This is a genomic window from Burkholderia sp. BCC0398 (assembly GCF_902833245.1).
GTDB classification, from domain to species: Bacteria; Pseudomonadota; Gammaproteobacteria; order Burkholderiales; family Burkholderiaceae; genus Burkholderia; species Burkholderia sola.
Genome location: NZ_CADFEM010000001.1, coordinates 220,548 through 244,777 on the forward strand (window position 1 = coordinate 220,548; position 24,230 = coordinate 244,777).

General features: G+C 67.1%; 24 protein-coding genes and 2 pseudogenes. 8 read left to right on the forward strand and 18 right to left on the reverse strand.

Going from position 1 to position 24,230, the window contains the following annotated elements; translation table 11 throughout:
• Positions 1-5: 5 nt before the first annotated feature.
• The gene (locus HWX76_RS00910) at positions 6-884 is read left to right on the forward strand and encodes a LysR family transcriptional regulator (protein WP_050013772.1); all 879 of its coding nucleotides are present in this window, start codon (positions 6-8) and stop codon (positions 882-884) included.
• Positions 885-906: 22 nt separating this feature from the next.
• Here HWX76_RS00910 and HWX76_RS00915 read toward each other — a convergent pair whose 3' ends face one another.
• The 6 genes from HWX76_RS00915 to HWX76_RS00940 form a co-directional block, all read right to left on the reverse strand.
• Positions 907-1,365: a DUF3592 domain-containing protein gene (locus HWX76_RS00915; protein WP_050013771.1), complete on the reverse strand. Its 459-nt coding sequence runs from the start codon at positions 1,363-1,365 to the stop codon at positions 907-909.
• Between the two features lie 145 nt (positions 1,366-1,510).
• Positions 1,511-1,876, reverse strand: a complete 366-nt coding sequence (locus tag HWX76_RS00920) for a response regulator (protein ID WP_006486240.1) — start codon at positions 1,874-1,876, stop codon at positions 1,511-1,513.
• 37 nt (positions 1,877-1,913) lie between these two features.
• Positions 1,914-2,873 (reverse strand): chemotaxis protein CheX, encoded by a 960-nt coding sequence (locus HWX76_RS00925; protein ID WP_050013769.1) that lies wholly within the window; start codon positions 2,871-2,873, stop codon positions 1,914-1,916.
• Positions 2,874-2,895: 22 nt separating this feature from the next.
• The gene (locus tag HWX76_RS00930) at positions 2,896-3,477 is read right to left on the reverse strand and encodes a hypothetical protein (protein WP_050013768.1); all 582 of its coding nucleotides are present in this window, start codon (positions 3,475-3,477) and stop codon (positions 2,896-2,898) included.
• Complete coding sequence (locus HWX76_RS36905) at positions 3,474-4,202, reverse strand: methyl-accepting chemotaxis protein (RefSeq protein ID WP_050013790.1); 729 nt, start codon at positions 4,200-4,202, stop codon at positions 3,474-3,476. The genes HWX76_RS00930 and HWX76_RS36905 overlap by 4 nt, the downstream gene beginning before the upstream one ends.
• A gap of 22 nt (positions 4,203-4,224) precedes the next feature.
• Positions 4,225-6,612: an MCP four helix bundle domain-containing protein gene (locus HWX76_RS00940; RefSeq protein WP_176015370.1), complete on the reverse strand. Its 2,388-nt coding sequence runs from the start codon at positions 6,610-6,612 to the stop codon at positions 4,225-4,227.
• On the opposite strand from HWX76_RS00940, the gene HWX76_RS00945 reads away from it, so the two are divergent.
• Entirely contained in the window at positions 6,611-6,952 is a 342-nt protein-coding gene (locus HWX76_RS00945) for a hypothetical protein (protein ID WP_176015371.1), read from the forward strand. The two genes, HWX76_RS00940 and HWX76_RS00945, sit on opposite strands and share 2 nt — an antisense overlap.
• Before the next feature lie 56 nt (positions 6,953-7,008).
• Here the strand turns inward: HWX76_RS00945 and HWX76_RS00950 are convergent.
• Positions 7,009-7,170: pseudogene (locus HWX76_RS00950) on the reverse strand (type II toxin-antitoxin system VapC family toxin); the annotation flags it as partial.
• Positions 7,171-7,317: 147 nt separating this feature from the next.
• Between HWX76_RS00950 and HWX76_RS00955 the strand changes: the two are divergent.
• Positions 7,318-8,001 carry a phospholipase gene (locus HWX76_RS00955; protein WP_176015372.1) on the forward strand — a complete coding sequence of 228 codons (684 nt, stop codon included), beginning with the start codon at positions 7,318-7,320 and terminating at the stop codon, positions 7,999-8,001.
• A gap of 85 nt (positions 8,002-8,086) precedes the next feature.
• On the opposite strand, the gene HWX76_RS00960 is transcribed toward HWX76_RS00955, so the two are convergent.
• Positions 8,087-9,592, reverse strand: coding sequence for an amino acid permease (locus tag HWX76_RS00960; RefSeq protein ID WP_050013765.1), 1,506 nt, complete (start codon positions 9,590-9,592; stop codon positions 8,087-8,089).
• 77 nt (positions 9,593-9,669) lie between these two features.
• Positions 9,670-11,076, reverse strand: a complete 1,407-nt coding sequence (gene aspA, locus HWX76_RS00965) for an aspartate ammonia-lyase (RefSeq protein ID WP_050013764.1) — start codon at positions 11,074-11,076, stop codon at positions 9,670-9,672.
• A 142-nt stretch (positions 11,077-11,218) separates the two neighbouring features.
• Between aspA and HWX76_RS00970 the strand changes: the two genes are divergently transcribed.
• Positions 11,219-12,193 carry a LysR family transcriptional regulator gene (locus HWX76_RS00970; protein WP_050013763.1) on the forward strand — a complete coding sequence of 325 codons (975 nt, stop codon included), beginning with the start codon at positions 11,219-11,221 and terminating at the stop codon, positions 12,191-12,193.
• 57 nt (positions 12,194-12,250) lie between these two features.
• Here the strand turns inward: HWX76_RS00970 and HWX76_RS00975 are convergent, their stop codons facing one another.
• The 3 genes from HWX76_RS00975 to HWX76_RS00985 all read right to left on the reverse strand — a co-directional run bounded on the left by HWX76_RS00975 (position 12,251) and on the right by HWX76_RS00985 (position 14,799).
• Positions 12,251-13,312 (reverse strand): asparaginase, encoded by a 1,062-nt coding sequence (locus tag HWX76_RS00975; RefSeq protein WP_050013762.1) that lies wholly within the window; start codon positions 13,310-13,312, stop codon positions 12,251-12,253.
• A 307-nt stretch (positions 13,313-13,619) separates the two neighbouring features.
• Complete coding sequence (locus HWX76_RS00980; RefSeq protein WP_124630554.1) at positions 13,620-14,057, reverse strand: DUF4279 domain-containing protein; 438 nt, start codon at positions 14,055-14,057, stop codon at positions 13,620-13,622.
• Positions 14,047-14,799: a hypothetical protein gene (locus HWX76_RS00985; protein WP_124554084.1), complete on the reverse strand. Its 753-nt coding sequence runs from the start codon at positions 14,797-14,799 to the stop codon at positions 14,047-14,049. Before HWX76_RS00985 ends, HWX76_RS00980 begins: the two co-directional genes overlap by 11 nt.
• 447 nt (positions 14,800-15,246) lie before the next feature.
• Between HWX76_RS00985 and HWX76_RS36600 the strand changes: the two are divergent.
• Positions 15,247-15,348 (forward strand): annotated as a pseudogene (locus HWX76_RS36600) (nuclear transport factor 2 family protein); the annotation flags it as partial.
• A 42-nt stretch (positions 15,349-15,390) separates the two neighbouring features.
• On the opposite strand, the gene HWX76_RS00990 reads toward HWX76_RS36600, so the two are convergent.
• The 4 genes from HWX76_RS00990 to HWX76_RS01005 all read right to left on the reverse strand — a co-directional run bounded on the left by HWX76_RS00990 (position 15,391) and on the right by HWX76_RS01005 (position 18,509).
• On the reverse strand, positions 15,391-15,714 hold the full coding sequence (locus tag HWX76_RS00990; RefSeq protein WP_050013761.1) for a hypothetical protein: 324 nt from the start codon (positions 15,712-15,714) through the stop codon (positions 15,391-15,393).
• Positions 15,715-15,830: 116 nt separating this feature from the next.
• Positions 15,831-16,853 (reverse strand): DUF2891 domain-containing protein, encoded by a 1,023-nt coding sequence (locus HWX76_RS00995; protein ID WP_176015373.1) that lies wholly within the window; start codon positions 16,851-16,853, stop codon positions 15,831-15,833.
• 19 nt (positions 16,854-16,872) lie between these two features.
• A complete protein-coding gene (locus HWX76_RS01000; protein ID WP_050013759.1) occupies positions 16,873-17,823 on the reverse strand; it encodes a DUF979 domain-containing protein in 951 nt (316 codons plus the stop codon).
• Complete coding sequence (locus tag HWX76_RS01005; protein WP_176015374.1) at positions 17,820-18,509, reverse strand: DUF969 domain-containing protein; 690 nt, start codon at positions 18,507-18,509, stop codon at positions 17,820-17,822. The genes HWX76_RS01000 and HWX76_RS01005 overlap by 4 nt, the downstream gene beginning before the upstream one ends.
• 275 nt (positions 18,510-18,784) lie before the next feature.
• On the opposite strand from HWX76_RS01005, the gene HWX76_RS01010 reads away from it, so the two are divergent.
• Entirely contained in the window at positions 18,785-19,009 is a 225-nt protein-coding gene (locus HWX76_RS01010) for a hypothetical protein (RefSeq protein WP_034179850.1), read from the forward strand.
• A 49-nt stretch (positions 19,010-19,058) separates the two neighbouring features.
• Here HWX76_RS01010 and HWX76_RS01015 read toward each other — a convergent pair whose 3' ends face one another.
• On the reverse strand, positions 19,059-19,487 hold the full coding sequence (locus HWX76_RS01015) for a hypothetical protein (protein WP_176015375.1): 429 nt from the start codon (positions 19,485-19,487) through the stop codon (positions 19,059-19,061).
• 314 nt (positions 19,488-19,801) lie between these two features.
• Here HWX76_RS01015 and HWX76_RS01020 point away from each other — a divergent pair, with 314 nt between their 5' ends.
• Both HWX76_RS01020 and HWX76_RS01025 read left to right on the forward strand, forming a co-directional pair.
• Entirely contained in the window at positions 19,802-20,806 is a 1,005-nt protein-coding gene (locus tag HWX76_RS01020; RefSeq protein WP_050013755.1) for a chemotaxis response regulator protein-glutamate methylesterase, read from the forward strand.
• Positions 20,807-20,873: 67 nt separating this feature from the next.
• A complete protein-coding gene (locus tag HWX76_RS01025) occupies positions 20,874-21,935 on the forward strand; it encodes a diguanylate cyclase (protein ID WP_050013754.1) in 1,062 nt (353 codons plus the stop codon).
• A gap of 40 nt (positions 21,936-21,975) precedes the next feature.
• Here HWX76_RS01025 and HWX76_RS01030 read toward each other — a convergent pair whose 3' ends face one another.
• Positions 21,976-24,225, reverse strand: a complete 2,250-nt coding sequence (locus HWX76_RS01030) for an EAL domain-containing protein (RefSeq protein WP_050013753.1) — start codon at positions 24,223-24,225, stop codon at positions 21,976-21,978.
• Positions 24,226-24,230 lie beyond the last annotated feature (5 nt).

Genomic DNA, 24,230 nt, shown 5'->3' on the forward strand with positions numbered 1-24,230 from the left:
TCCGTATGAACTGGGACAACGCCCGCTTCTTCCTTGCGCTGGCGCGCACCGGCACGCTGCGCGGCGCCGCGACGCAGCTGAACGTCGACCAGGCGACGGTCGGGCGCCGGATCGCCGCGCTCGAGGACGAACTGTCGGCCCGGCTGTTTCTGCGCACGCCGTCCCTCTATGTACTGACGACCGCGGGCGAAGCGCTGCTTGAACCGGCCGAAACGATGGAGCGCGCGTCGCTCACGATCGAACGCCGGGTAATGGGGCTCGACGAGCAACTGGCCGGGTCCGTGCGGATCGCGACGACCGACACGCTCGGCAAGCGCTTCGTCGTGCCCGCGATCGCCCGCGTGCGGCGCCGGCATGCCGGCATCGACGTCGTGTGCGTGACGTCGGCGCAAATCACCAACCTCACGCGCCGCGAGGCGGATCTCGCGATCCGCACGTTGCGGCCGGAATCGCCGGACCTGATCGCCAGGCGGCTCGGGCATCTCGAAACGGGCATCTACGCATCGCGCGCCTACCTGGCCGAACGGGGCGAACCGGTCGCGAGCAGCGCGTTCGACGGGCACGATCTGGTGATGTATCAACAGCCGGTGGTGCCGACGATGTGGGACGCGCTGTGCGGCGAGCCGACGTCGCGCGGCCGCGTGATGTTCCAGACCTCGTCGACGATGATGCTGGTGGAGGCGACGCTGGCGGGGCTCGGAATTTCGGAGCTGCCGTGCTTCCGCGCCGACACCGAGCCGGAACTCGTGCGACTCATGCCGCAGCGGTGCAATCATTTCGACGTGTGGCTCGTCGCCCATGCCGATCTCTACAAGACCGCGCGCGTGCAGGCGGTGATCGAAGCCGTCGTCGAGGAGTTCGCGACGGCGGCGGCGAGCCGATAGTCAGCCTCCACGCTTCAGGGCGTCAGCGCGCGGTCGCGTTCCGCCCGCTGCGCCATGCACGCACACCCGACCACAACTGACCGACGCCGACGGCGAAAAACACCGCCCCCATCGCGCCGATCGCCAGCACGCCGCCCCAGATCGCGCCGAACGTATTCATCCGCGCGGTCATCTTCGGCGCGTCCGGCGCATAGCGCACTTCGACCGTCGCGCCGTCCTGCACGCTGACGTCGCCGCCCTGCGCATATTCGACCCGCTCGCCCGTGAGCGTCGTAAACGCGATCTCCGGATGATGCGTGCCCGCGTTCAGCTTGACGACACGCCCCGGCACGACGACCGACGTTCGCAGGAATTCGCGCGTCGACTGCGCGTACAGCGCGACGCCGATCAGGATGCACGTGCCCACGATGGTAAAAACGACGCCCTTCGCGATCTGCATTCCCGTGTGCCGCGCAGCGGGTCGCCCGTATTCGGATGCCATCGGTTTCGTTCCGTTCCTGATGTTCGTCAATGCCGGGCGTGCGGCGCACGATGCGCCGCCACGCCGCCCTCGGCATCCGGCAGGATACGGACATCCCGGCGCGCTGTAAATTGCGCGCGCAACCGTTCGACGGCCCGCGGGCGCGTCAGCCCGCCAGCTTCTTCAGCGCGTCGAGCACCGCGTCGCCCTTGAACGGCTTCACGATCCAGCCCTTCACGCCGGCGGCCTTGCCGCGCTCCTTCATCGCCGGGCTGCTCTCGGTCGTCAGCATCACGACGTTGACCGCCGTGTTCGCCAGTTCGCCGCGAATCTTCTCGACCATCGTCAGCCCGTCCATGTTCGGCATGTTCACATCGCTGATCACGAGGCGCACGCCGGGCGTCGCCTTGAGCTTCGCGAGCCCGTCCTTGCCGTCGACGGCCGTCGCGACGTCGAGCCCGTGATTGCGCAGGAAGCCGGCCACTTCGTCGCGCACCGTGCCCGAATCGTCGACCACCAGAATCTTTGCCATGTCGTATTCCCCTTTTCGTTGTTGCTGACTTCAACATTCAAAACAGTTCGAGTTCGCCGGACTCGACCATCGGCCCGACGTCCTGCACCGATTCGCGGAAATCCTCCGGCGACCAGCTGAGGCTGAACACGAAACGCTGGTCGAGACGGACCGAGCGCCCCGATGCCGGATCGGTCATCCGGTACTTGAAACAGAGCTGCGGACAGTCGCCGCCGAACGAGATGAACTTCTGCTTGTGATTGACGACGAGCGGCACCTGCACCGGATGGCGCGCCAGCGCCTCCGCGTCGCCGAGATAGCGGTTCTTGAACGCGCCCCACACGAGGTTGGTCAACTCGCCGAGCACGCTGTTCACGTCGCGGAAATCCGGCGCGCGGCCGCCGTCGCGCGTGCCGCCGATCATGTCGAGCAGCGGCTGCTCGCTCGTCTGCAGCAGCATGTAGCCGCGGCACCATGCGCTTTCGAGCGCGATCAGGCTGAACACTTCGCCGAAGATGATCTGGTCGCGCACGATGCACGGCGTGTCGTGCTCGATCGTCATGCCCGGAAACAGGCTGTCGAGGCGCGCCTCGGTGATCTCCGAGATGCCGCGCACCAGCGCGTTCGGGTAGTCGCGGCCGAACAGATATTCGTCGATCGCGCGCGCGAGCGGCGTCATGTCGTCGGCGACGTAGGCCGCGCAGGCGACGCGTGCCAGCGCATCGGGCAGCCCGTCGCGCGACGCGAGCGATTCGCGGCGCAGGATGATCGGCAGCTCGGGCCGCAGCGCGTCGATCTGCGTCGCGATGATCGCGCTCTCGGCCGGCGAGCCGCCGTAATCCTCGGCGAGCAGGATCGCGCCGAGATCGATGTTCGAGCGCAGCACCTTCAGCAGCCGGCTGCGCCGCACGGTCAGGCCGACCAGGTTGTGCGCGTCGCAGAAACGCTTGAGCGCGTCGGCGTGCACGCGGCTATCGTCGAGTACGAGCACCTTGCTGACGGGTTGGTCTTCGGTCATCTGATGGACTCCTGATGGTCGGTCAGAACAGTTCGAGCTCGCCGCCGGTATCGACCGTGGCCGTTTCCGGCACGTGGAAATCGACCGGCGCGTTCGCGCACACGCACAGCGTCGCGCCGACCCGCACGTCGCCGTCGAGCGTCAGGTCGTATGCGGCGACGTAATCGGGCGAGAGCGCGTGCATGAAGTCGAGGCTCGCGCCGCTCAGCAGGTAAGGCGTCGACATCCCGAGATCGGGAAACGGCGCGGTCAGCGCCTGGTTGATCGCGCCGCAACACAGGTTCGCGACTTCCATGAACGCGTCGGTCAGCGGCCGCTGGCTGTTCGCGCCCGCCGTCGCACCGGCGAAATGGCGACGCGTCGCGTCGTCGTCGCTGAAGCGCAGCGCGAGCAGCAGCCGGAAATGCAGCGCCGAGATCGTCAGCACGACGACATGTCCGGTCACTTTCGGCTTCGATCGCGACTTCGCTTGCACGCGATCCGGCGCATCGTGTTCATGCCCGGCGGCCGGCCGGATGTCGCACACGCCGCCGGCCGCGAGCCGCGTGCGCGCGGCATCGAAGAAGATCCGCTCGAACCCGGCCCTCGCCTGCGCGCTGATCACGCGGCTTCTCCTTCGATCCGTGCATGCAGTTGCCCGGCCAGCGTCTCGACGGTCGCGAGCGCGGCCGTGATCATCTTGCCGCCGGCCTGGATGTCCTGGAACGTCGCGGCCGTCACGAGATCGTTGCGGTTCAGGCTGTCGCGATAGCTGTTCGACAGCTCCTGCGAGCGCGCGGCCAGCCCGCGCACCTCGCTCGCGACGATCGAGAAGCCGCGCCCGGCCGTGCCTGCACGCGCGGCCTCGATCGACGCGTTCAGCGACACGATCGACACGTGCGCGACGATCGCCGACAGCTCCTGGTTCTTCGCGCGCATGTCCTGGTTCTGCGTGGTCAGCGAGATCATCTGCTCGTGCCAGCGCTCGAACGTGCCGGCGAGCCCGCGCAAACGCGCGGCTTCGTCGGCGATCTTCAGCGCATGTTGCGCGAGCGCGGCGCGCTCGGCCGACAGCGCCTGCACCGCGTCGCGCTGCGCGCCGTTCGCGGATGCCTCGCGCGTCAGCGCCTCCTCCAGCTGCGCCTCGCGTTGCGCCCATGCGTCGGCTGCTTGCGCATGCGCCGACGCCGCTTCATCGGCGCGTGCGGCGGCTGCGTCGAGCGCACCGCGTAACGCGTGCGTGTCGCGTTCCATCGACGCGACGAGCCGTTGGCGCATCACGCGAAACACGACCGCCGCCGCGACCGCGACGACCCCGCCGCCCGCCAGCGCGGCGGCCATCTGGATCATCCATGCCTGCACGATCACGCCGTCACTCCGCCGCGCCGATATCCGCGCTGCGCGCGCGCTGCGCGTGCCCCGCGCCGTGCGCGGCACCGTCCGCCGCGAAGCGCGCCGGCAGCGACACGATCGTCTCGAACGCGCGATACGGCGCGCCGACGCGATCGTCGGTGAAGCGCAGCGCGATATCGCCGCCGTCGCGCTTCAGGAAGTTGCGCACCGCGTCCATGCCGACGCCGCGCCCCGATACTTCGGTCACCATCTGAGCGGTCGAGAAGCCCGGCCGGAAGATCAGCTCGGCGACGTCCTCGTCGGACAGCGCCGCTTCGCTCGCGGCATCGATCCAGCCGCGCTCGCGCGCGATGCCGCGAATCCGGTCGAGCGCGAGGCCGCGGCCGTCGTCGGCGAGCACGAACCACAGTTCGCCGCCGCCCACGCCGACCGCGATGTCGATCGTGCCGGACGCCGGCTTGCCGGCCGCGCGCCGCGCGTCGGACGATTCGATGCCGTGGTCGATCGCATTGCGCAGCAGGTGCATGAACACGTTCTTCAGCGTCGCGACGATCTCGCTGCGCACGCGCTGGCCGTGGCTGTCGATATGCACGACGGGCGCCGGCTTGCCGAGCTCGGCCGCGAGCGACGGCAGCGATTCGATCACGCCGCCGAGCGCGTCGCCGATCCCTTGCGTGCCGAGCTGGCTCAGCATGCGGCGCACCGCATCGCGCGCCGCGTGCCAGTCGGACGCGTTCGCCGGATCCGCGCCGTCGAGCACGCGCAGGCTCTCGCTGATGTGCGCGCGCTCGACCATCAGGAAATCGGCGCCATTCGGTGCCGGCTCGCCGCTGCGGCCGAGCGTGACCGCGTTGATCGTCGCGTAGTGGTCGACGGCCTCGCGCACGCGCGCCAGGTCGTCCATCAGCGCGTCGCGGTTCCACTCGGGGCCGCCGTCCGCGCGGCGCAGCGATTCGTACGCCTGCTCCGCTTCGTGGACGATGTTCGTCAGGTGCTGCAGGCTGTACGTGCGTGCATTGCCCTTGATCGTGTGCATGTTGCGGAACAGCGCCGCGACGATCGAGTGATCGACGCGCTCGTGCTGGCGGATCATCCGTTCGTTCTCGCTGAGGAAGCCCTTCGCGCTGTGCACGAAGTCGTGGAACTTGTCCTGGCTGATCGACAGAATCTCGCCGATCATCTCGAGGCGCCGCTGCTGTTCGCCGGCCTGCGCGGTCAGCTCGCGGATCTCGGTCACGTCGCGCACGCACAACATCAGGCGCACCACGGTGTCGGTCTCGTCGGTGATCGCCGACCAGCTCAGGTCGAGCCACTTCTCTCGGCCGTCCGGCATCCGCTTCGCGACTTCGTTGACGAGCAGATGCTCGTTGAACTCGAAGTTCATGCTGTCCTCGCCGAGGCACGCATGCACGGCCGCGTCGACCTGCGAGCGCGCGTCGGCGCCGATCGCCGAATCGTCGAACACGAGCGCCATCAGGTCGCGCCCGGCGATGTCGTTCGTCTCGAAGATGGTTTCGAGGTACGCCGAATACTCCGCATGCACGACGCCGCCTTCGACGACGGTCAGGATGCCCTGCTGCATGTTTTGCAGCATCGCCTGGATGTCGGCTGTCTTCTGCTTCAGTTGCGCGGCGTTCTCCTGGATCTTCTCGATCATCCCGTTGAACGCGACGATCGAATGGCCGATTTCGTCCATCCGACCCACCGGCACGCGGCGCGTGAAATCCTGGCTCGTCGCGATCTCGCTCATCGCCGTCTGCATCCCGATCAGCGGGCGCGTGATCTGGCGATACAGCACGAAGCCGAGTGCGGTCAGCAGCACGATCACCGTGCCGGCGACGCCCGCGATCGCGGTCGCCGTGGTCGCGAGCATCCCGTTCAACGCGCCGATCGCGTCGTCCTTCTGGCGGTTCTTCTCGACGCGCAGCGTGTCGACGATGCTTTCGAGTTCGTCGCGATACTGCGCGACGTTCGCGAACAGGTACGCCTGCGCCATCTCGACCTTGCCGTCCGTCTTCATCTTCACGGTGTCGTCGATCGCCGCGAAATAGTTCGCGGCGCTGTCCTTCGCCTGCGCGACGAGCCCTTCCTGCGCGCGGCCGACCGCCGATTTCGCCTGCCCGTCGAGCGCGGCGCGCAGTGCAGCCTGCTTCGCCTTCAGCTCGTCGCGCGCCTGCGCGGCGGTGTTCGCGTCGGGCGCGTAGACGAGCGTCATCGTCGCGATCTGGATGTTCTTCACGTCGGCGACGAGATCCGCCGACGCAAGCGCGCTCGGCACGATTCCCTGGGTGACCTGACGCACCTCGGACGCGCTCTTGCGCGTCTGGTACACGGCGTAGACGCCGATCGCGGACAGCGCGAAGAACGTCAGGACGACTAGCAGCGTAATGCGATGACGGATGGTCATGAGTACAGCTCCCCGCGGCGATCCGGGTTCGATCGCCCATTTGTCTATTGAAAGAATGAGCGCCGCATTATCGGGGATGGTGTATGACTGTCCGATGACCGAAAACCAATCGATCATCGAGGAAATCGCAATGATTAATTGCGCACGGAAATGCCTAAAGTTTTTTGCGGATTTGCCGTTAACTTTCCGCCACCATGCCCCGTACGGCTGCGGCGCTCGACGAATTGCCGGAATAGCGGAAATTCATTGTTTTATTCATGCGCGCAACATCCGTCTTATTGAATTCCGGCAAAACGTTTGCGCATTATCGACGGGCGGTTTGTTTTGGTATTTTTTATAATCGTCTCAGTATTCGCCCGGCTGGTTCGTTAGTGTCGACTCTGCATGATCGACCGTTCAGCCTTCGTCCGGCTCGGCGAGCCAGTCTTCGAACTGCAGCCGCGGAACGCGCTCGTACTCGCGGACGTTGTGCGTGACGAGCACCAGGTGCCGGGCACGCGCCTGCCCTGCGATCAATGAGCCGTAGGGGCCGATCGGCGTGCCGGCCGCGATCAGATGCGTGGCCGCGTGACATCGTGACCGGCTCTCGAAACGACCCGTGCCCCGATTCATTCCCAACAGGAAACAATCAATCCCGTCCTGGCGATTCCCCTGCCGATCCGCTCGCTCTAGACTGTCGCATCGATCCTCTTCCGGACCCACGCAATGACCGACGTCCTGTCGCTGACCACCGAACCCGAATCCGGCCTTCAATACCGGCTGCGTCCGGCCACCGGCCGCGCCGCCGCCCGCCTGTTGCTGCTGCATGGCGTCGGCGGTAACGAAACCAACCTGCTGAACGTGGCCGACACGATCGATCCGCGCATCGAAATCGCGTTCCTGCGCGGCCCGCTCACGTTCGGGCCCAATCAGCATGCGTGGTTTCCGGTGCGTTTCGGCCCGAACGGCCCTGAAATCGATGCGGCGCGTGCGGACGAGAGCCGCATGCAACTGATCACGCTGCTGCATGCGTTCCGCGCGCGAGATGGCGCGGCGCCCGCGTTGCCGACCGTGATCGCCGGCTTCAGCCAGGGCGGCATCATGAGCGCGAGCGTCGGCCTCACGTCGCCGGGCGACGTGAACGCGTTCGCCGTGTTGTGCGGGCGCGTCCTGCCGGAAATCGATCCGCTGATCGCGCCGCGCGATGCATTGAGCACGCTGCACGCGCTGGTGATGCACGGCCGCTTCGACGACAAGCTGCCCATCGCGTGGGCCGACACGGCCGACGCGAAGCTGACGGCGCTCGGCGTCGCGCACGACACGCGGCTGTATGCGGCCGGCCACGAGCTGACCGCGGAGATGGCCGGCGATTTCGGCCGATGGGTCGGCGAGCGCGCCGGGCTGAACTGAATGTGAATTGAACCGGAACCGAACGCACCGGGGGCGCCGGCCCGCGAACGGACCGACGCCCCCGGTGCATGACGTCAAGCGTTCATCACGCGTTCTGCGCGGGATCCGCAACGGCGCGCACGGATGCCGGCATCGCCGCCGCCCGTTCGCGCTCGGCACCACGTTTCGCCAGCTTCCAGCCGATCACCAGCGCGAGCACGACGACCGGAATCATCGCGATGGTCCACGTGCCGCCGGGGTAGTCGAACGCCATCAGCACCAGCACGCCGACGAGGAACGCGAGCGTGAGCCACGACGTGAACGGCGCGCCGGGCATCCGGAACGACACGGCCTTCATCTCGCCACGATCGACCGCGCGGCGGAACAGGATCTGGCACATCACGATGAAGCCCCACGTCGTGATGATCCCGAGCGACGCCATGTTCAGCACGATCTCGAACGCCTGCGCCGGCACGATGTAGTTCAGCGGCACGCCGATCGCGTTGATCGCGACCGTGATCAGGATCCCGCCGTACGGCACGCCGCGCGCGTTCATCCGCGACACGAAGCGCGGCGCCGAGCCGCCCATCGCAAGCGAGCGCAGCACGCGGCCGGTCGAATAGAGACCGGAATTCAGGCTCGACAGCGCGGCGGTCAGCACCACGACGTTCATCACGGTCCCGACGTACGGCACGCCGAGCTTGCTGAAGAACGTGACGAACGGGCTTTCATGCGAGCTGTACGCGGTCCACGGCAGCAACAGCGTCAACAGCACGACCGAGCCGACGTAGAACAGCGCGATGCGCCACATCACGCTGTTGATCGCCTTCGGCAGCACCTTGCGCGCGTCGGCCGTCTCGCCCGCCGCGACGCCGACGAGTTCGATGCTCGCATACGCGAACACGACGCCCTGCACGATCAGCACGGCCGGCAGAATCCCGTGCGGGAAGATCCCGCCGTGATCCGCGACGAGATGCAGCCCCGTCATCTGCCCCGCCACCGGATGGCCGCTCGCGAGAAACACCGCGCCGACCGCGAGAAACACCGCCAGCGTGCCGACCTTGACGAGCGAAAACCAGAACTCCATCTCGCCGAACACCTTCACGCCGATCATGTTCATCACCGACACGATCCCGAGCGCGCCGAGCGCGAACACCCATTGCGGCACGTCGGTGAACACGGCCCAGTACTTCATGTAGATCGCGACCGCGGTAATGTCGACGATGCCGGTCGTCGCCCAGTTCAGGTAGTACATCCAGCCCGCGACGAACGACGCGCGTTCGCCCATGAACTCCCGTGCATACGACACGAAGCTGCCGCTGGTCGGCCGGTGCATCACGAGTTCGCCGAGCGCGCGCATGATCAGGAACGCGAACACGCCGCACACGAGATACACGAGCGCGAGCGCGGGCCCCGCGCTTTGCAGGCGGCCGCCCGCGCCGAGAAAGAGGCCGGTGCCGATCGCACCGCCCATCGCGATCATCTGCACGTGCCGCGGCTTCAACTGCTTCGCATAGCCGGCTTCGTGCGACGCGAACATCGCATCGGGATCGGCATGCGCGGCATCCGCGCCGCCGGCCGGACCGGCCGGGCGCTCGCTGGGGTGTGTCATCGTGAGTCTCCGTTGTTTGTAGATGTGTCGCGCCCCGCTCCGGAGGCGCTTTCGGTACGACCGCGAACCGGCTCGCGTCAGAACGCGCGCGGCCGGATCAGCGCTTCGGGCTGCAGCGCTTCGTCGAGTTGCGCCTCGGTCATCAGTTCGCGCGCCAGCACGACCTCGCGGATCGACTTGCCGGTCGCATGCGCTTCGGCGGCGACGGCGGTCGCGCGCTTGTAGCCGATGTACGGATTCAGCGCGGTCGCGAGCGCGACCGAGCGCTCCATCGTTTCGCGCAGCCGCTCGGGATTCGCGGTGATGCCGCTCACGCATCGCTGCGCGAGCGTCGTGCACGCGGCCGTCAGGTGGCTGAAGCTGCGGAACAGCGCGCTCGCGATCACCGGTTCGAACGCGTTGAGCTGAAGCTGGCCGGCCTCGGCCGCGAAGGTGATGGTCACGTCGTTGCCGAACACCTCGAACGCGACCTGGTTCACGACTTCCGGAATCACCGGATTGACCTTGCCGGGCATGATCGACGAGCCGGCCTGCACGGGCGGCAGGTTGATTTCGCCGAAGCCTGCGCGCGGGCCGCTCGACAGCAGCCGCAGGTCGTTGCAGATCTTCGACAGCTTGACGGCGATCCGCTTGAGCACGCCCGACACCTGGACGAACGCGCCGCAATCCTGCGTCGCCTCGATCAGGTTCGGCGCGGTGCTCAGGTCGAGCCCGGTGATGCGGCGCAGCGCGGCCAGCGCCTTCTCCGCGTATTGCGGATGCGCGGTGATGCCCGTGCCGATCGCGGTCGCGCCGAGGTTGATCTCGCGAATCAGCCAGCCGGCTTCCTGCAGCCGCGCGATGTCTTCCGTCAGCATCACCGCGTAGGTCGAGAATTCCTGGCCGAGCGTCATCGGCACCGCGTCCTGCAACTGCGTGCGGCCGAGCTTCAGCAAGCCGGCGAACGCGTCGGCCCGCTCCGCGAATGCATCGCGCAGCCGCGCCATCGCCTCCAGCAGATGTTCGACCGCGAAGCACGTCGCGATCCGGATCGCGGTCGGATAGACGTCGTTGGTGCTCTGCGCGAGATTGACGTGCTCGTTCGGGTGCAGGTATTCGTACTGCCCGCGCGCGTGGCCCATGATTTCGAGCGCGCGGTTGCAGATCACCTCGTTCGCGTTCATGTTGGTCGACGTGCCGGCGCCGCCCTGGATGACGTCCACGACGAACTGGTCGTGCAGCCGCCCTTCGCGGATCTCGACGCACGCGGCGGCGATCGCATCGCGGAACGGCCGCGGCAGCAGCCCGAGTTCGCAATTGGCGTCGGCCGCCGCTTCCTTCACGGACGCGAGCGCCATCACGAGGTACGGCAGCGACGCGATGGTGCGGCCCGAAATGTCGAAATTCTCTTTCGCGCGCAGCGTGTGGACGCCGTAATAGGCGGTATCCGGAATGCTTCGTTTCCCTAAAAGATCCGCTTCGACGCGGAAGCCGTGTTCTGCCATCGTGCCCTCCTGAAATGTCTCGTGCCGCTCGCCGGCCGCCGCTTGCCGACGCGACGGGTTCGCATTCTATGCCTTTGCAAAAACATGCTCCGTTCTGTATTATCGAAATCGGTTTTGCGTGGGACGCAACAGCGAGAATCGAATGAAAAAAGGCGCGAGAGAAACCGGCATCGATCACCTGGGCGCGATGCGCGCGTTCGTGCGGGTGGTCGAAACGGGGAGTTTTTCGGCGGTCGCGAAGGAGATGCACGTGTCGACGTCGACGGTCGCGCGCAAGGTGACCGCGATCGAGGAGGCGCTCGGCGTCGCGCTGCTGCACCGTTCGACGCACAGCGTGACGCTCACCGAGGCCGGCCATATCTATCTGGAGCGCGCGGTCACACTGATCGCCGATCTCGACGACACGCTGCGTGTCGTCGCCGAGCTGAATGCGCAGCCGAGCGGCCCGCTGAAGCTCACCGCGCCGGTCGCGTTCGGCCGCCGCCATCTCGCGCCGCTGATCGCGCCGTTTCTCGCGCGCTACCCGACGATCCAGCTCGACGTGCGGCTCACCGACAACCACAACGACCTCGTGGCCGGCGGCTTCGATCTCGACATCCACGAAGGCGAGAACTACCTGGACAACCTGGTCGTCCACCGGCTGTCGCGCAACGACAGCATCCTGTGCGCGACGCCCGGCTACCTCGACCGCTGCGGGCGCCCGGCGACGCCGGACGACCTGAAGCATCACAACTGCCTGCGCTACGTGCACCCGGAAGGCGATCCGCGCTGGGAGCTCGTGCGCGGCGACACGCGGCACAGCGTGCTGCCGGCCGGCAATCTCGTCACCGACCATTCGGAGCTGTTGCTGGAGGCGACCTGCGCGGGGCTCGGCATCGCGGAATTCGAGATCTGGCTGGTGCGCGACCTGCTCGCGAGCGGCCAGCTCGAAGCCGTGCTGCCGCGCTACCGGCTGCAGAACCGGCTGACCGGCGAATTCATCTACATCGCGTATCTGGCGAACCGGCGCAGCTCGGCGAAGCTGCGCGTGCTGAAGGATTTTCTCGCGGAACACCTCGCGCAGATCGGCGAGCTGTCGGAGCGGGAGCTGGCGAAGATTCGCGACGCACGCGCGTAGCGCGCGCCGCGGTACGGCCCGGATTGCGGGCCGACGGCATCGGCGCGGCGACCGCGTTCAGGCCGCCTGCAATTCGAACGGGAACGTCGCGTGCCCGAACTCGACGCCCTGCGTGTTGAGCATCCGCGGCCGGTGGAACGCGGACAATTGCGCACGCTGCTCGGCCGTGCCGATCTGCAACCGCTCGAGGATTTCGCTGACGACCATATAGAGCACGTCGAGATTGCCGTCCTCGATCTTCACCGAGATGCCGAGCGCGCCGTCCGCGCCGAGTTGCCGCGTGCGTTCCGACGCGCGCACGCCGATTCCGTAGCACGCATCCGCGCCGAGCTTGCCGACCACCTGCCCGCCGAACGCGTTCATCAGCACCGTGCAATAGCGCCCTTCGCCGGCCACCAGCTCCGGATGAGCGGTCATCGCACGGTGAATGCGCGCCAGTGCGCGAATGCGGTCCGTGAGTGCGCCGCCCGCTTCCACCGCGTCCGCGCCGTCGGCCAGCGACGCGTACAGGCGCGCCAGCCGATCCAGCGAGAACGCCGGGGTCGGCAGGTTGCAGCCGTCGATGCCCCAGTCGACCTCGTCGTCGCGCAGCCCGCATGCATCGGCCACCACCTGCTTCACGCGCACCTGCATCGGATGGTCGGGCAGATGGTAATCGGCGATCGCGGCGCCGATCGCCTGCGCGCCGGCCAGCATCCCGACGTGCTTTCCCGAACAGTTGCTGCATACGCCGGTCGGCGTGTAGTCGCGCTTGATCCACGCCCGGTACACCGCGTCGGACAACGGCGGATGGCCGCCGCAGCGCAGATCCGATTCGTGTGCGGCGACCTTCGCGAGCATCGCGCGCGTGCGTTCGATGTGACGATCCTCGCTGCTGTGCGACGCGCACATCAGCGCGATGTCCGCATCGTCGAAGCCGAAGCGCTCCGGCGCGCCCGTCTCGATCACCGATAGCGCCTGGGCCGGCTTGGCCGCCGACCGCGCGAGCGTCATCCGGAACGGATCGCCGAACCGGGCCAGCAGCCGGCCGCGTGCATCGACGACCGCCACATGGGCGATGTGCGTGTTCTCGATCGCCTTCCCGCGGTACGTGACGACCGCTGCGCGTGGGGTGTCCATCCTGTTCTGTCTCCTTGCTCGCGGGCCTGATGCCGGGGCCCGTCCAACCGGTACGGCAGTGTAGCGAGTCGCCGCCGCCGCGTCGGCCCTCGTCATGGAAAGCGGTGTTGCATGCGACGCAAAGGCGGTCGCCTTCCACGAAAGATTGACTGAATTAGTACAAAAAACCTTCCATCGGTTACCTATTTACCGCTCAGCGGCGCGCCGCAGCGGGAACTGCCGCACGCTCGCGCCTGTGCCAGGGCGGAGGCGGACCGAGGTATGCGCGTCGCGTCAGGCGTCACGGAAACGCCAGCAGCCGTGGACGCTATCGATATTCGTCGATCTCGATCACTGCCCCGACTGATTCAATGAGTTGGCGGGTAGCGTCCGACACGTAGGGCGCACGATCACCTTTCTCGTTGTCCCAGTAACAGAAGAACCGCATACGCGCCCCTGCTTGTTCGATACGCTCGAGAAGACCTTCACGCGGCAACGAGAGTCGTTCGATCAGGTAGCGGAGATGCGGCTCCAACCGATCGCTTTGAATGGCGGCCTTGCTTTCCAGCGCCCATAGATTGAGTTTTCCAGGCCGGGAACTCAAGCGCCCGGAGGGCAGCAGATAGGGCTTCCCTTTCGTGATCGTTCGACTCGGGAAGATGCCGAAGAAAGCGGTCCACGTGTCCGGGTGCGCGCCGTCCGATGAAATGATGAACGTCGCGTGCGCAAGGGCGCTATCGGTGGGCGGAGAGGGCTCAGCGTGCATAGTCATGGATGTTATCAATAATTACGCCTTTGAATTCAACGTCGCCGCTGTCGTGGAAGATAACGTTGTCGGCCGGTCCCAAGCCGTTGGCGGGCTTCAAGATATGCAGCATCTGCCCGAACGTCTTGCGATCGTAGCCGAGCATCTTTGCCGCAAAGTTCGGATTGTTGGTCGCCGCGGCAAGCGATTCAACACGCTCGCCAATTGCGAGTGCGGCATAGTCGAACGGCTGCGCATCTCCAAGCAATGATGAGGCACCACCCGTAAAACCGGCTGTGCAGCCGGCGCCACTGCCGCCAATAACGCTTTCCAAGTAGGCCAACAGCGAGTCGCCAGACACGTCGTCAGGCATCACCCAACTCGGCAGGGGTTTGTCGGCCGGCAGCGAAGTCATCCGCGGCACGCTGGCAAGCCTGCTGGCACGCGGGAAGGGTGGAGTTGACGGCTGGCCGCCACCGCTACCGCCACCCTCGCCTACCCTGCGGTCAATCTCGACCGCTACGCGACCGATTTCTATGGCGGATTTGAGCGCGTCAAGCGGCGTGCCCTGAAGCACATCCAGACCCAGTTGCCGCATGTACGCCAACGCGTTGGCAGTGAGGCCCGCATATTTCGGCCAGTGCAGCATCAATTCCGAAACGGCGCTGCGTTGCCCCATCGATCGGCTTGCACCGATAGAACCTGTGGCGCGAGTCAATGTCGCGCGTTTTCCTGAACCTAAATCGAGAGTTATCGAGGTCATCCCGTGTGCTCCGCTTTTTATATCAATCTGCATTGCAAAGCGGGATAACACAATAGAGCTATTGACTGCCCTCCCCGGCATCCGATGGTTTCGCGGTATTTACCTGCGGCAATCCCTTGTGCACCTGGACCACATGCGTACTGGTCAATGGATAGCTCGCCGCCTGCGAAGCAGCGGTAATCGGCAAGCGCGTGCGGCCAAGGTACTTGCCGCTTCCTCGAGGGCCACTACCATTCGCCGGAACCGGGCATACATCAGGCGGCAAGCCTTTTTATTCATCGCTCTCTGTTGACAATCTTACTCGAATAACACCAGAAAACTCATTGCCATGAGATCACGGGGAAAATCAAAACGATTGTTAAATATCGGAAATTTAAAAATCAATATATTTAGAACTTACCCGATTGATTTTCAAAAAAATCAATTTAATCATCCCGTCCCGAACTCAGTCGGCATGACGCTCACGCGCTGATGGGCTTCATGACCGAGGACTGCGTGTTCGACGAGACCGGCGGCGCCGACATCCCCGGCACGCGCTTCGTCGGCCGCCGGCCTGATGCAGCCTCAAGCACTCATGCATGGCGCGCACGTTCACGCGAGGTGGTACCGCAGCCAGAAGGTTTCGCGGCACGCGTTGTCGAACGTCAACCGCGACGGGTTGATCGGCTGCGCATCGGGATGGCGCAGCACGTCGTAGTCGATCCAGCATTCGGCGCACAGCAGGTCGGACGGCGCACGGTCCTGCTCGACCGAGCGGCGCACGATCGCGCCGTTGTCGAACCGGTATTCGGTTTCGTCGCGGGTGACCTCGACGTCGTCGTCGGTCCAGCGATCATGCGATGTCGCGTGCGACACGACCGACACGGACCCGGCGAGCCCGTGGATCGCGGCGACGTAGGAAATAAGCTTGTCCATGGCGAGACGGCGAACTGGCGGATGGCGCGCTTCGCGCCACGCATGCAGCGCGAAGCGGCCCGAGCGGCGAGTATAGCCGCGCGCCGAAGACCTTGCCGCTGGCGGGGTTTCGCGCGCTACGCGTCCAGCGCGAGCAGCGCGAACGTCGCGAGCCAGTGCTCGCCCATGTAGTCGCCCGCCACGTGCGCGAGCGCGCTCGCGAGATGCCGGTCGGCCGCATCGAGCAGCTTCGCGCGCCGCGCATCGCCTTCCGGCAGCGCGCCGGCCAGCGAACGCTGGCACCACGCACGGCTCAGGTTCAGCCCGTCGAGGTGCGCGATCTTGCCGTCGCTGCGGTCGCTGACCGTCGCCGGCTCGAACAGCGTCGCCGGCTCGCCGCGCGCGAGGTCGGGCAGGAAGCGCGCGAACCAGCCGTCGAATTCGGTGGCCGGCAGCACGCGCCGCATCAGTTCGGCTTCCATCAGCGCGGGCGACAGGAATTCGTCGCCCGACGGCTCCCACGCCTGGCATGCGACGTCGTTCAGGTGCCAGCGCTTCGCGGTATCGACGATCAGCGCGGCGAGCCCGTCGCGCTGCGTATCGCGCGCGAAATCGAGCGTGAGCGCCAGCGCGAACGCGGTGTTGAAGTGCGTGCCGACGCGCAGCGGATAGGTCGCCTTCGGCAGGAAAGTCTCGAAGCGCGACACGAACAGGTCGGCCAGCGGCGCCATCGTCTTCGCCCAGCGCGCGGCCTGCGGCAGCACGCCCTTCAGCGCGAGCCGCTCGAGCTGCGCGACGAGCGCGAGCAGCCATGCCCAGCCGTACGGCCGCTCGAAGCCGCTGTTGTGCGGCAGCGCGAGATACGCGCGTTCGCCGGCAACGTTCGCGTCGGTAAAGTGCGCGTCGACGATCGCGACGATGCGCTCGGCCTCCGGCAATGCCGGGTAGCGTTCGAGCACGCGCAGCACGAGCCAGTAGCCGTGCACGCACGAGTGCCAGTCGTAGCTGCCGTAGAAGATCGGGTGCAGCGCGCGCGGCCCCTGCACGTCGTGCGGACCTTCGAGCGCATGCGTGAGCTTGTTCGGATATTCGCGGGTCAGGTGTGCGAGCGCGAGCGACGCGAATTTCGACGCGAGTTCGGGGGTCAGTCGGTCGGTCATGAGGATCTCGTCCATCGAATCAGAAGCGGAATACGAACGCGTACATCAGCAGCGTGTTCACGGCCAGCAGCAGCACGGCCGTCGGCCACTGCGCCTTGATCACGCCGTTCTTGTCCTTCAGTTCGAGCAGCGCCGCGGGCACGATGTTGAAGTTCGCGGCCATCGGCGTCATCAGCGTACCGCAGAAGCCGCTCAGCATTCCGATCGCGCCCATGATCGCCGGATTGCCGTGGAACTGGTGGACGATCAGCGGCAGGCCGATGCCGGCCGTCATCACCGGGAACGCGGCGAAGCCGTTGCCCATGATCATCGTGAACAGCGCCATGCCGACCGTGTAGGCCGCGACCACCGCGAACGGCGAATCGATCGGCACCCACTCCTTCACGAGCCCCGACACCACGCCGCCGACGCCCGCGACCGCGAACAGCGCGCCGAGCGCCGCGAGCATCTGCGGCAGGATCGCGGCCCAGCCGACCGCGTCCATCGTGTGGCGCGCTTCCTTCAGCGCATGCACGGGCGAATCGCGCAGCATCGCGAGCGCGACGACGAACGCGACGATCGTACCGAGCACGAGCGAGATCAGCGTCACGCTCTTCGGCTCGACGAACGGCACGAGCTTCAGCGCGAACGTGCCGATCAGCGTGACGAGCGGAATCAGCAGCGCGGGCAGGAACAGCCGGTTGCCGAAGCGCTGCGCGAGCGTCTCGCGCCGCACGGCCGCCGCAACGCCTGCCTCGTCCGACTGGCCGCGGCCGAGCTTGCCGGAGCCGGCGATCAGCGCGAGCGCGATCGCCAGGCAGCCCATCACGAAATGCGGCAGCAGCGCGCCGAACAGGAACGTGACCGCGTAGATGGCCCAGAACGCGAAATTGACGACGCGCCGCGGATTCGTGCGGTCCGTCAGGTTGAAGTACGCGAACGCGGCGAACATCAGCCCGGCGAGCGTGTACAGCGATTCGAGGCCGATCATCGCGCGCCCTCCTGCTTCACCAGGCCGAAGCCGCGCGCGAGCCGGCGGTCGAGCAGCGCGAGGCGCGTGCAGTGAATCAGCAGCGCGGCGATCGCGGTCGGGATCGCCCACACCGACAGGTGCAGCGGCTCGATGGCGATGCCGTTTTGTTCGAGAAAGCCCTTGATCAGCAGGATCGACTGGATCGCGATGAAGATGTCCTCGCCGAAGAACACGGCGACGTTGTCCGCGCCCGACGCATGCGCGCGGATCTGCTGGCGCACCGACTCGGGCAGTTCGCCGTGCCGGCCGACCGCGGCGGCCTCGGCCATCGGCGCGATCAGCGGCCGCACCATCTGCGCGTGGCCGCCGAGCGACGTGAGGCCGAGCGCGGCGGTCGCCTGGCGCAGCACGAAGTACAGCATCAGCACGCGGCCCGTGGTGGCCGCCTGGACCCGCGAGATCATCCGCTTCGCCTGCTCCTTGAGCCCGTTGCGCTCGAGCAGCGCGATCACCGGCAGCGTGAGCCAGATCAGCCCCATGTAGCGGTTCTCGGTGAACGCCTTGCCGAACGCGCTGACGATGTCGACGAAATTCAGCCCGCCCGCCAGCCCCGTCACGAGCCCCGCGATCGTGACCACCAGCAGCGCATTGAAGCGCAGCGCGAAGCCGATCACGACGATCGGCACGCCAATCAGCACCAGCATTTCCCCTCCTTGTGTCTGGACGCGCGGCACGTCGGCCGCGCGCGGCCGGCCCGGTTTGCATCGGGCTCGGACGGCGAAATCTAACACGAGACTTTATCGATAAAAAGTCGACAATTTGGCGGTTCGGGTAAACGTTGAAGCCGACGGACACCGTGCCCGCGCCGTGTGTCGGCCACATTTCATCGGACGAATCGGGCCGGCCGGCCCGCACGCGTGGCGCGGGCCCGGGACGCCGACTAAACTGAAAAGCATCGGCAACGTACGGGAGAGCCGCCATGATTGACGTATTCCAGACCATCGGCAGCCGCGCGTTCTCCGCCCATCTGGCGAAGGACGGGATGGTGACGCTGATGGAGCAACGCCATGAAGTCGACCGCGTGACGCTCGCGACCGCCTATGCCGCGCTCGTCGAGGAAGCCGAGCAGGAAAGCGACCTGCTCGACGCGACGGTCGAAGGGATGATGCGCGCGCTGATCCAGGGCTACGCGCGCAGCCACTGACGGCGCGGCGGCGGGGCCGCTGCGCGGCCCGATGCCGCGGTACGGGCCGCTATGCAGCCGGCGTGCCCGCGCCCACGCCAAACCACCGGCCGTCGCGCAGTTGTCGGTAATCGGCCTGCGTGAAGATCCCCAGCAAATTCGCCACCGCGCCGTTGCTGGCACGATCGCGTTCCGTCATGAAGGCTTCGACCGCGTCGCGGCCGGCGAACAGGATCGTGCTGAAATACCGCTCGCGCTCCGCGTCGCAGAGGTTCGTCTCGCTCAACTGGTACGGATGGTGAAGCGCCGCGAACAGGAAGTAATAGCGTTCGGCGTCGTCGCGCAGCATGTGCACCGCATCGGGTTCGACCGGAAAATCGCGGTAGAACGACGCGTGTCCGCTCTCGATGTGGATTCGGTACAGCAAACGGCCGTCCTGCTCGATCACGATCGGCGCATGCGGGTCGCGGCTGACGAGGACGGTATCGGGCACGGTCATCCGGTTCTCTCCTTTCTTTTTGTCGACGCCGGCACGGTAACATGCGGACTTTTGCGGCGTGTCCGGACGGGATCGACTGGCCCGCTTGCAGGCAATGCGGCATCGCCATAGAGGAAACGCACTGAAACGGCACCATGCGCAAATTTTTCGATTGCCGCCGCCCGCGCCGCATGACAGCATTCGGGCGTCGTCAACCCAAAAGAATGCCGCGCCGTCCGGCCGCCGATGCCGCCCGGACGCGCCGAACCGGCTGCACCTTCCATGAACCCGGCCCACCTCCAACAACACTACGAACCGACCGGAGAATTCCGCTTGTGAACATCGGCATCGTCAACGACCTCCCGCTTGCCGTCGAGGCGATGCGCCGCGCGATCGCGCGACGGCCCGAGCACCGCGTGCTGTGGGTCGCGACCGACGGCGCGCAGGCCGTCGAACTGTGCGCCGCGCAGCCGCCCGACATCGTGCTGATGGATCTGATCATGCCGAAATTCGACGGGATCGAAGCGACGCGGCGGATCATGCGCTCCGAACGACCGTGCGCGATCCTGATCGTGACGAGCTGCATCGGCGCGAACGCGTGGCGCGTGTTCGAGGCGATGGGCGCCGGTGCGCTCGACGCGGTCGATACGCCGCGGCTCGGCGACGGCTCGGCCGGCGACACGACGAAACTGCTGCTCGCGAAGATCGACCAGATCGGCCGTCTGCTCGACGCGCCGGGCGGCACGCGCGTCACGGGCGCGGCCGCGCGCGGCGGCGCCGGCCCGCTGGTCGCGATCGGCGCATCGGCCGGCGGCCCCGGCGCGCTCGCGTCGATCCTCGGCAGCCTGCCGGCCGATTTCAATGCGCCGATCGTGATCGTGCAGCACGTCGATCGCGCGTTCGCCGAAGGCATGGCGCAATGGCTCGACGGTCAGACCCGGCTCGCCGTGCGCGTCGCGCACGAAGGCGACCGCCCGCAGCCGGGCGTCGCGCTGCTCGCCGCGACCGACGATCACCTGCGCATCACGCGCGCCGGCACGCTCGAATACACGCGGGAACCCGCCGCCACGCCGTATCGTCCGTCGGTCGACGTATTCTTCAACAGCCTGACCGAGCACTGGCCCGGCCGCGTGATCGGCGTACTGCTCACCGGGATGGGGCGCGACGGCGCGATCGGCCTGAAGGCGCTGCGAATGAAGGGCTACCATACGATCGCGCAGGACGAGGCGACCAGCGCCGTGTACGGAATGCCGAAGGCAGCCGCGACGCTCGGCGCGGCGCGCGCGATCCTGCCGCTCGGGCGCATCGCGGGCGAGTTGGCGGCGCTCGCGCGGATCTGAGCCCGACGATGACCGCGCGCAACGCCCATGCCTGCCCTTGCAACAACCGCAACAACCCGCATCGACCATGACGATTGACCTGACTCGCCCGCCGGGCGGCCCGACCGGGTCGCCCGCCGACGCGCCGGCGATGGTGCTGCTGGTCGACGACCAGACGATCGTCGCGGAAGCCGTGCGCCGCGCGCTCGTCGACGAGGACGGCATCGACTTCCACTACTGCCCGCGCTCGGACGACGCGATGGCCGCCGCGATCGAGACGCGCCCGACCGTGATCCTGCAGGATCTCGTGATGCCCGGCACCGACGGGCTGAGTCTCGTGCGCGCGTACCGCGCGAATCCGGCGACGCGCGACGTGCCGATCATCGTGTTGTCGACGCAGGAAGAACCGGTGATCAAGAGCGCCGCGTTCGCGTGCGGCGCGAACGACTATCTGGTCAAGCTGCCCGATCGCATCGAGCTCGTCGCGCGCATCCGCTACCACTCGCGCTCATATATGAACCTGCTGCAGCGCGACGAAGCCTATCGCGCGCTGCGGCAGTCGCAACAGCAACTGCTCGAGGCCAATCTCGAGCTGCGGCGCCTCACGCACTCCGACGGCCTGACCGGCTTGTCGAACCGGCGCTATCTCGACGAATACCTGGCCGCCGAGTGGCGGCGCGGCACGCGCGAGCGCAGCGAGCTGTCGCTGCTGATGATCGACGTCGACAACTTCAAGCTGTACAACGACACGTACGGGCACGTGTCGGGCGACAGCGTGCTCAAGCAGATCGCGTCGACGATCGAGCGCTGCCTCGGGCAGTCGGGCGATCTCGCCGCCCGCTTCGGCGGCGAGGAATTCGCGGTCGTGATGCCGGCCACGTCGCCGGGCGCCGCGCGGCTGCTCGGCGAGAAGATCCGGCTCGCGGTCGAGGCGTTGCGCGTGCGGCACGCGCATGCGTCGACGGGCAACCAGATCGTGACGATCAGCATCGGCGGCGCGAGCATCGTGCCCGCACCCGGCCTGCCGACGACCGTGCTGATCGAGGCGGCCGACCGCGCGCTCTATCGCGCGAAGCACGAAGGCAAGAACCGGGTCGAGATCGATCCGTCGCCGACGCCGCCGGGCGCCGGCGGGTTCGGCGCGCGCTAGCTAGCGCACTCACGCGCCAGGTCCGGCGAGCGCGCCGCGCTCACGCGGCGCCGAGCCGGCGCGCGTAGTCGTGCGCATCCAGCGGGCGGCTGAACAGATAGCCCTGCTGCATGTCGCAGCCGATCTGCTGCAGGAACCACGACTGCGCCTGCGTCTCGACGCCTTCGGCCGTGACCTTCATGCCGAGCGAATGCGCCATCGCGACGACCGCCTGCGTGATCGCGACCGAGTCGTGATGATCGGGCACGCCCGACACGAACGAACGGTCGACCTTCAGGTTGTGCAGCGGAAAGCGCTTCAGGTACGCGAGCGACGAATAGCCGGTGCCGAAATCGTCGACCGAGATCCGCACGTTCATGTCCGTGAGCGCTTCGAGCATCGGCAGCACGGTGTCCGTGTCGTTCATCAGCACGCCTTCGGTGATCTCGAGTTCGAGCGCGGACGGGTCGAGCCGCGTTTGCGCGAGACAGCGGGCGACCGATTCGACGAGCCCTTCGTGAAACTGCCGCGGCGACAGGTTGACGGCCAGCATCAGGTCCGGCGCGATCGTGCGGCGCCACTCGGCAGCCTGCCGGCACGCGGTTTCGAGCACCCATTGGCCGATCGCGACGATCAGCCCCGTGTCTTCCGCGACCGGAATGAATTCCGCCGGCGACATCGGTCCGAGCTCGGGGCTCGTCCAGCGCAGCAGCGCTTCGGCGCCGACCGTGCGGCCGGTGCGCGCGTCGACCACGGGCTGATACGCGAGCCGCAGCATGTCCGACGCCAGCGCGCGCCGCAGCGACTGTTCGATCGCGAAGCGGCGCTGCAGCCGCAGGTTGAGCTGCGCGGTGAAGAACGTGAAATGGTTGCGGCCGTGCTGCTTCGCGTCGTACATCGCCGAATCGGCGTTGCGCATCAGCGTCACGGCGTCGTCGCCGTCGCGCGGCGCGACGCTGATGCCGATCGATACGCCGAGCCAGTATTCGTTGTTCGCGATCGCGAACGGCTTCGCGATCGCGTCGATGACCTCGCGCGCGAGCCCCGCGAGACGCTCGGGATCGTCGCAGTCGTCGACGAGGATCACGAACTCGTCGCCGCCGACGCGCGTCAGCGCGTACTGGCCGCCGCCGCACGCCGCGAGCCGCGCGGCAACGCTGCGCAGCAGCGCGTCGCCCGCGTCGTGGCCGGCCGTGTCGTTGACCTTCTTGAAGCCGACCAGATCGATGAACAGGATCGCGACGCGCGCAGACCCGGCCGCCGCATCGCGCACGCCGAACAGCTCGCGCATGCGGTCGCCGAGCCAGCGGCGATTGTAGAGGCCCGTCAGCGCGTCGCGGGTCGCCATGTAGCGCAACTGCTGCTGCGCTTCGCGCACGGGGCCGATGTCGTTGAACGACACGAGCACCGAGTCGGCCTGCGTCTCGCCCGGCCGCACGATCGGCACCGCGTTGCCGCGCACCCAGATGATGTCGCCGTCCGCGAGACCGAAGCCGACCGTGTAGTCGAGCATCGGCGTGGCCGTCTCGAGCGCGCGCCGGCTCGGCCAGTCGTGCGGGTCGATCGGCGTGCCGTCCTCGTACAGCTTGCGCAGGATCACCGTGGACAGCCGACGGCCGACGAGTTCGCCCTTCGCGCGGATCATCCGGTTCGCGCTCGGATTGCTCGCGATCACGACGCCCTCGCGCGACACGACGAGGATGCCCTCGCTCAGGCTGTTGACGACGAGCCGGTGATGTTCCTCGCTGCGCGCGAGCTGCCGTGCGATCCGGTCCTGGTGCACCGCGAGGCCGACGCTGTTGCCGATATCGCGCAACAGCCCCGTTTCCTCGTCGCTCGGGCGGCACGGCCGATGATGATAGACGGCGAACGCGCCGAGCACGACGCCCGCGTCGTCGAGGAACGGCACCGACCAGCACGCGCGCAAGCCGAGCGGCAACGCGATGGCGCGATAGTCGGCCCACAGCGGATCGGTTTCGATGTCCTCGACGGTGACCATCCGGCGCTCGTACATCGCGGTGCCGCACGAGCCGGCCGCGGGGCCGATCGTCGCGCCGTCGATCGCCGCGCTGTACTGCGCGGGCAGCGACGGCGCCGCGCCGACGCGCACGTGCACGCCGTCCGTATCGAGCAGCAGGATCGTGCACGACGCACCGTCGCCGAGCAAAGCCTCGGCACGCCGGCAAACTTCGACCAACAGTTCCGGCAGCGGCGTGTTGCGTGTGATCAGCCTCAGCACGCTCTGCTCGGATGCGAGCACTTCCGCGGCGAGCCCGAGGCTGTAGCGAGAACTTTGCGGTTCGGTATTCAAGTGAA

Bases quoted from the DNA above. Each gene is read 5' to 3' on its own strand.
- HWX76_RS01000 (WP_050013759.1), bottom strand. From the start codon at position 17,823: ATGATCGGCCTCGAATCGCTGTACACGCTCGCCGGGCTGATGTTCGCC.
- HWX76_RS00990 (WP_050013761.1), bottom strand. From the start codon at position 15,714: ATGGACAAGCTTATTTCCTACGTCGCCGCGATCCACGGGCTCGCCGGG.
- HWX76_RS00940 (WP_176015370.1), bottom strand. From the start codon at position 6,612: ATGACCATCCGTCATCGCATTACGCTGCTAGTCGTCCTGACGTTCTTC.
- HWX76_RS00910 (WP_050013772.1), top strand. From the start codon at position 6: ATGAACTGGGACAACGCCCGCTTCTTCCTTGCGCTGGCGCGCACCGGC.
- HWX76_RS00980 (WP_124630554.1), bottom strand. From the start codon at position 14,057: ATGCACGCTGAGCCCTCTCCGCCCACCGATAGCGCCCTTGCGCACGCG.
- HWX76_RS01025 (WP_050013754.1), top strand. From the start codon at position 20,874: ATGACGATTGACCTGACTCGCCCGCCGGGCGGCCCGACCGGGTCGCCC.
- HWX76_RS00955 (WP_176015372.1), top strand. From the start codon at position 7,318: ATGACCGACGTCCTGTCGCTGACCACCGAACCCGAATCCGGCCTTCAA.
- HWX76_RS00945 (WP_176015371.1), top strand. From the start codon at position 6,611: ATGAGTACAGCTCCCCGCGGCGATCCGGGTTCGATCGCCCATTTGTCT.
- HWX76_RS00970 (WP_050013763.1), top strand. From the start codon at position 11,219: ATGAAAAAAGGCGCGAGAGAAACCGGCATCGATCACCTGGGCGCGATG.
- HWX76_RS36905 (WP_050013790.1), bottom strand. From the start codon at position 4,202: ATGATCCAGATGGCCGCCGCGCTGGCGGGCGGCGGGGTCGTCGCGGTC.
- aspA (WP_050013764.1), bottom strand. From the start codon at position 11,076: ATGGCAGAACACGGCTTCCGCGTCGAAGCGGATCTTTTAGGGAAACGA.
- HWX76_RS01005 (WP_176015374.1), bottom strand. From the start codon at position 18,509: ATGCTGGTGCTGATTGGCGTGCCGATCGTCGTGATCGGCTTCGCGCTG.
- HWX76_RS00915 (WP_050013771.1), bottom strand. From the start codon at position 1,365: ATGGCATCCGAATACGGGCGACCCGCTGCGCGGCACACGGGAATGCAG.
- HWX76_RS00925 (WP_050013769.1), bottom strand. From the start codon at position 2,873: ATGACCGAAGACCAACCCGTCAGCAAGGTGCTCGTACTCGACGATAGC.
- HWX76_RS00920 (WP_006486240.1), bottom strand. From the start codon at position 1,876: ATGGCAAAGATTCTGGTGGTCGACGATTCGGGCACGGTGCGCGACGAA.
- HWX76_RS01010 (WP_034179850.1), top strand. From the start codon at position 18,785: ATGATTGACGTATTCCAGACCATCGGCAGCCGCGCGTTCTCCGCCCAT.
- HWX76_RS00985 (WP_124554084.1), bottom strand. From the start codon at position 14,799: ATGACCTCGATAACTCTCGATTTAGGTTCAGGAAAACGCGCGACATTG.
- HWX76_RS00960 (WP_050013765.1), bottom strand. From the start codon at position 9,592: ATGACACACCCCAGCGAGCGCCCGGCCGGTCCGGCCGGCGGCGCGGAT.
- HWX76_RS01015 (WP_176015375.1), bottom strand. From the start codon at position 19,487: ATGACCGTGCCCGATACCGTCCTCGTCAGCCGCGACCCGCATGCGCCG.
- HWX76_RS00995 (WP_176015373.1), bottom strand. From the start codon at position 16,853: ATGACCGACCGACTGACCCCCGAACTCGCGTCGAAATTCGCGTCGCTC.
- HWX76_RS00975 (WP_050013762.1), bottom strand. From the start codon at position 13,312: ATGGACACCCCACGCGCAGCGGTCGTCACGTACCGCGGGAAGGCGATC.